This window comes from Labrys sp. 22185 (assembly GCF_052045555.1).
In the GTDB taxonomy this organism is placed as follows: Bacteria; Pseudomonadota; Alphaproteobacteria; order Rhizobiales; family Labraceae; genus Labrys; species Labrys neptuniae.
The window spans coordinates 1-5298 of record NZ_JBQEPH010000091.1 but is presented as its reverse complement, the minus strand read 5'-3'; the positions used below and the strand labels follow the sequence as shown (position 1 = coordinate 5298).

Sequence of the window (5298 nt, the reverse complement as noted above, 5' to 3'; positions counted from 1 at the left end):
CCAGGCGCTCAGGGCACTGCGGCTGATCCCGACCGATTGCTCGGTCTCCAGCCGTTGCACCATCTCGTTGAGCGTGATGTCCTTGCGTTCCTCGATCAGCCCGACGATGAAGGCTTCATGCACATCGAGGCTGGAGGAGCGGCTACGGCCAGGCCGCCGAGGCGCCAACTCACCCACCTTCGCTCGTGCAATCCACCGGATCGCACTTGAAACGCCGACACCGAACCGCGCTGCAGCCTGACGCGCCGACATGCCTTCTGCTGAGGCCTTCAAGACACGAGACCGTAGATCTCCGCTCAGGGCTCTTCCCATCATCAACCTCTCCCACAAGGCAGATGTTGAATCAGCTCACAAGCCACCTGTCACATCACAATCGATTCATCGATCGCAGGACATGCTCTAGCGGCTGCGGATCGAAGCCATCTGAATCCGACGATTTCGATCCACTACGCTTACGGATCGTACAGTATAGAGTGTCTCTATGAAATGCCTATAGCTAACGTCTACAGCTTTCCTGCCTGCACTTTTCTCTTTTTTCGTGGCAATATTCTCGCGTGGACTGCCCACATTCGCTTAATGTCGTCCTCGCTGATAATTTTTACACGCGATGGCCTGATATTATTCTTGGGCTCCGTCGGCGCCGCAGCCTTTGCGATCTGCATCAGGAAGGCGCTTTGTTGTAGGGGAGAGACGTCGTGTCCCTCAAAGAAGGCGCAAATCAACTTCTCTAGAGATTGGAAGATACGATCCGTATTGCTGGCGGGTGTCATCGATGGGCTTTCGGGTATTGGTGCTCTGATCGTCTGATCTCAGCTCTTTCTTGGCACGCTTCGTGGCGGCGCGCTCGTTAATTGTTTTGTAGCTTTACTAATTTCTTGCAGACCAGCTGCCATTCCTCACGATCGATGCAACTCGAACTCGGCCCCCGATGCAAGAATCGCGGCACCCATGCTAGATTGGGTTGAGAATGTCCGGCTCATTGTAGGTCGACGAATTCACTTTGGTGGAGCGAGAGGATTTGAACCTCCGACCCCCAGTCCCGCAGGCGATGATTATCTTGCTCGACTGGAATGTCGGCGTGCCCACGGCGTGCGGTGCGACGGCTGCGTGGCTCGGCCGGGGCGAACTGAATGACGAGGAAGCCGAGGCCAGCGTCGTCGCTGATACGAGGCGCGGATCGCCGCACTTAAGCGCAAGGTGGGCCAACTCACCATGGAACTGGGCCTTGCCAAAAAAAACGCCGCGCCAGCCGATCGCCGGCGACAGCGAGAGATCCTTCATCATCACCGGCCCTCGGGCTGCTCTGTCAGACGGGTGTGTGAAGTGATCGATCTGCCGAGGAATTCATTCTACTATCGCGCCACGGCCAGAACGACACAGAACTTGTCACCCTCATTGAGGACATCCAGGACGAACTGCCCTGCTACGGCTATCGGCGGGTGACCCACGAGCTTTGCCGCCGCAGCCGTCTGGTCAACCATAAGTGCGTAGCCTGAGTGATGAGGGCGGCAGGTTTGGGCATCAAGCCGCGCAGGCGCTATGCGCGCACAACCGACAGTAATCACGATTCTCCAATCTACCCGAACCTCTATCGCAATCTGATCCCCGATCGCCCCGACATAGTGTGGGTTGCCGACTTCACATATTGTCTGCCATCGACAATCCGTCGGGCCCTATCTGGCTGGGCAAATAGGCTTCGGAGAGCGGACTGGAAGTCCGCGCTCCGAAGATCACCAACCCCGCCCGCTCTGGATCCTTCTCAGCGCCGTTACCAGCGCGTCGACATCCTCATACGTATTGTAGAAGGCCAGTGACGGCCGCACCGTGCTTTCCAGGCCGAAGCGGCGCAGGATCGGCTGGGCGCAATGATGGCCGGCGCGCACCGCGATGCCCTCGCGGTCGAGCGCCACGCCGACATCCTGGGTCCGGCAGCCGTCGAGCACGAAGGAGAGCACGCTCGCCTTGTCCCTGGCGGTGCCGATCAGCTTGAGGCCGGGCACGGTGAGCATGTGCTCGGTGGCGTAGACCAGCAGTTCATGCTCATAGCGACCGATCACATCCATGCCGATTGTCTCGACATAGTCGAGCGCCGCGCCGAGCCCGACGGCGTCGGCGATGTTGCCGGTGCCGGCCTCGAAGCGCTCGGGCGGCCCGTGATAGATCGTCTTCTCGAAGGTGACGTCGGCGATCATGTTGCCGCCGCCCTGCCAGGGCGGCAGATGGGCGAGCACGTCGGGCTTGCCATGCACCACGCCGATGCCGGTCGGACCGAATACCTTGTGGCCGGAGAACACGAAGAAGTCGGCATCGAGCGCCTGCACGTCGGTGCGCATATGCGAGACCGACTGTGCACCGTCGACAATCACCGTGGCGCCATGGCGCTTGGCGATGGCCACCATCTCCCGGGCCGGCGTTACCGTGCCGAGCGCGTTGGAGACCTGCGTGATCGAGACGATGCGCGTGCGCGGATTGATGAGCTTCTCATATTCCTCAAGAATGATTTGGCCGGTGTCGTCGACCGGCGCGACACGCAATTTGGCGCCCTTCTCGGCGGCCAGCATCTGCCAGGGCACGATATTGGCATGATGCTCCAACCAGGTAACCAGGATCTCGTCACCTTCCCCGACATGGCGGCGGCCGAAGGCCTGCGCGATCAGGTTGATGCCCTCGGTGGTGCCGCGCACGAAGATGATGTCGCGCGTCGAACCGGCATTGAGGAAGCGCCGTACCTTCTCGCGCGCGCCCTCATAGGCATCGGTGGCCCGCGCCGCCAGCGCATGGGCCGCGCGATGGATGTTGGAGTTCTCATGCTCGTAGAAATGGCTGAGGCGATCGATCACCGCCTGCGGCTTCTGAGTGGTTGCCGCATTGTCGAGCCAGATCAAAGGCTTGCCATGCACCTGCGTCTGCAGGATCGGGAAGTCCCGCTTGACCGCGTTCGCATCGAAGGGACGGCCTGACGGAGCGAGATCCGGCACCGCGTCGGGACGCAATTCCAAGGTAACCGCACTGAAATCGGGCAGGCGCGAGGCGGCCGGCACGGCGGGCAAGGCAGCCTGGGCGGGAACGGACGGCGGGCTCTGCGGCACGGGAGGAACGGAGGGCGGAGCGGCAACAGGCGAAGCAGGCAGCTGCGCAGGCGCCAGGGACTGGCCGTCGCGCAGGAAATAATAGCCATCCTGGGACGGCTGGGCGATCGAGCCGGGGATGGAAGCCGTGGACGGCGCCTGCAGGGGCGCCGAGGCCGCCGCATCCGGGCGCAGCAGCGAGAGGAATTCAGCGATACCGGCGGGCAATACCGAAAAATCGATCTGGGTGGGCACGGCAGGCACGAAGGGGCCGGCCGAGCCGCCGGGCTGCGGCACGTCCGAGGGAATGGCCGAGGCGCCCGACAAAGGCTGCGGCGCGGTGGCGGGCGCGATCGGGATGCTCGGCGTTGGCACGATCGAAGGTATGGTCACCGGCGGCAGATCGGGCGGGCCGACGGGGGGCCGGGCCGGCGCCTGAGGGGCGACGCTGGTGGTGATGGAGGGCGCCGGCGCCAGGGTCGGGCTCGGGGGGACGGCCGGCACGGTCGGCGCCAGCGGCACGGTGCCCTGGCTGGGCGGCGCCTGGAACAGGGCGTTGGCAAGATCGGCCAGCACCGCCGGATCCGGCCAGGACGGGGGAGAGGAAATGCCTGTCGTCATCGAGCGGGAGCTCCTTGGAGACGTCCGCCGGACGGTACCGGGGATCATCATGGCATACGGTGGGAATCGGATCAGCAGCGCTCTTCTACAAGGTCAGAGTCGCCCCTCACCCTTACCCTCTCCCCGCAGTGCGGGGCGAGGGAGATGGTGACGTCGCATCTTCTCCAGCACGCTCAGCGCCTCGCCTAGTTGACGCCACACTCGGCGCCCCCTCGCCCCGCACTTGCGGGGAGAGGGTAAGGGCGAGGGGCGGCGCGCCCTGTCGGATCAACCCCACTCAGACATATTTGTCGGGATAGTCGTGGTACTTGCCGACCTCGACACCTTCCAGCACGGCCAGGGCATCATGGGTAAGGATGGCCGAGGAGCAGTAGAGCGAGATCAGGTAGGAGGCGATGGCCTTGCGGTTGATGCCCATGAAGCGCACCGACAGGCTGGGCTGTACCTCGCCGGGAACACCCGGCTGGAACAGACCGATGACGCCCTGCTTCTTCTCGCCGGTGCGCAGCAGCAGGATGTTGCTCTTGCCCTTGGCGTCGACCTCGAGCTTGTCGCTCGGCACCAGCGGCAGGCCGCGCCAGGTCAGGAAGGGCGTGCCGAACAGGGTGACCGTTGGCGGCGGCACGCCACGGCGGGTGCATTCGCGGCCGAAGGCGGCGATGGCGCGCGGGTGAGCCAGAAAGAAGGAGGGCTCCTTCCAGACCTTGGTGATCAGTTCGTCCAGGTCGTCGGGCGTGGGCGCGCCGGTCCGGGTCTTGATGCGCTGGCCGGCCTGCGCATTGGGCAGGAGGCCGTATTCCTTGTTGTTGACCAGTTCGTTCTCCTGCTTTTCCTTCACCTTCTCGATCAGGAGCCTGAGCTGTTCCTGGATCTGGTCATAGGGATGGGAGTAGAGATCGGAGACGCGGGTCTGCACGTCGAGCACCGTGGTGACGGCATTGAGCGAATATTCGCGCGGCGCCTCCTCATAGTCGACGAAGGTCTCCGGCAGGTCCGGATCCTGGTCGCGGCGGGGAGAGCACTCGACCTCGGCGCTGATGTCGCCCTGGTCTTCCTTGACCCGGTTGAGGCGATAGATGCCGGCTTCCACCGGTGTCCAGGGCAGGAAGGAAACTAGCCAGCGCGGCGTGATGCCGGACCACTGGGCCCTGGTCTTGGTGGCGTTGGCAAGCTGCCTTGCCGCCGCCTCGTTCAATGTCCGGCGGACGGCGGGTTCGTCGGCCATACGGTGCTCCTTGTCTGGTTCGTGCTGCGGAAAGAAGTCCTGATTCGACGTATATCCGGCGCGCCGAAGCCCCGGACAAATGCCCTAACAACCGACATGCCGCGTGGCTTCCTCAAATCCCGTATACCTTGTGTGAAATAGGCCGAGCCGGCGGGCATGCGGCTATTTCCGCGCCGAGATTTTGAGGGGCGGTTGCCTTGGTACCGGCGCCGGACCGGGCGTGTGTTGAGCCTCCCGATAGAAGGCGAGCGCCTTTTCGATGAGACCGACGGACCGATGAAAGCGGTCGGAGAGCACCAGGATCGTCTGGTCCTGGGTAAAGCCGTCCTCGCGCAGAGCCTCGAAGGCCTCGCCGATATCGAGCCATTGCGCCGGCGCCGGCCG

6 protein-coding genes are annotated in these 5298 nt (G+C 63.4%); 1 reads left to right on the top strand and 5 read right to left on the bottom strand.

What is annotated here, in order from left to right:
* Both ACTJKX_RS37775 and ACTJKX_RS37770 read right to left on the bottom strand, forming a co-directional pair.
* Positions 1–312: helix-turn-helix domain-containing protein (locus ACTJKX_RS37775; RefSeq protein ID WP_440728340.1), on the bottom strand; the 312-nt coding region annotated here is incomplete at its 3' end.
* 639 nt (positions 313–951) lie between these two features.
* Positions 952–1284, bottom strand: coding sequence for a hypothetical protein (locus ACTJKX_RS37770; RefSeq protein ID WP_440726370.1), 333 nt, complete (start codon positions 1282–1284; stop codon positions 952–954).
* A gap of 62 nt (positions 1285–1346) precedes the next feature.
* Between ACTJKX_RS37770 and ACTJKX_RS37765 the strand changes: the two genes are divergently transcribed.
* A complete protein-coding gene (locus ACTJKX_RS37765) occupies positions 1347–1496 on the top strand; it encodes an IS3 family transposase (RefSeq protein WP_440726492.1) in 150 nt (49 codons plus the stop codon).
* Positions 1497–1730: 234 nt separating this feature from the next.
* On the opposite strand, the gene ACTJKX_RS37760 is transcribed toward ACTJKX_RS37765, so the two are convergent.
* From ACTJKX_RS37760 to ACTJKX_RS37750, 3 genes are all read right to left on the bottom strand, one after another.
* Positions 1731–3689 carry a family 2A encapsulin nanocompartment cargo protein cysteine desulfurase gene (locus tag ACTJKX_RS37760; protein ID WP_394310819.1) on the bottom strand — a complete coding sequence of 653 codons (1959 nt, stop codon included), beginning with the start codon at positions 3687–3689 and terminating at the stop codon, positions 1731–1733.
* Positions 3690–3966: 277 nt separating this feature from the next.
* Positions 3967–4914: a family 2A encapsulin nanocompartment shell protein gene (locus ACTJKX_RS37755; protein WP_068283297.1), complete on the bottom strand. Its 948-nt coding sequence runs from the start codon at positions 4912–4914 to the stop codon at positions 3967–3969.
* A 162-nt stretch (positions 4915–5076) separates the two neighbouring features.
* A partial coding sequence (locus ACTJKX_RS37750; RefSeq protein ID WP_440728463.1) for a hypothetical protein occupies positions 5077–5298 on the bottom strand: 222 nt, incomplete at its 5' end.

Excerpts from the sequence above, each read along its gene's own strand:
- ACTJKX_RS37755 (WP_068283297.1), bottom strand. The coding sequence starts at position 4,914 with ATGGCCGACGAACCCGCCGTCCGCCGGACATTGAACGAGGCGGCGGCA.
- ACTJKX_RS37760 (WP_394310819.1), bottom strand. The coding sequence starts at position 3,689 with ATGACGACAGGCATTTCCTCTCCCCCGTCCTGGCCGGATCCGGCGGTG.
- ACTJKX_RS37770 (WP_440726370.1), bottom strand. The coding sequence starts at position 1,284 with ATGATGAAGGATCTCTCGCTGTCGCCGGCGATCGGCTGGCGCGGCGTT.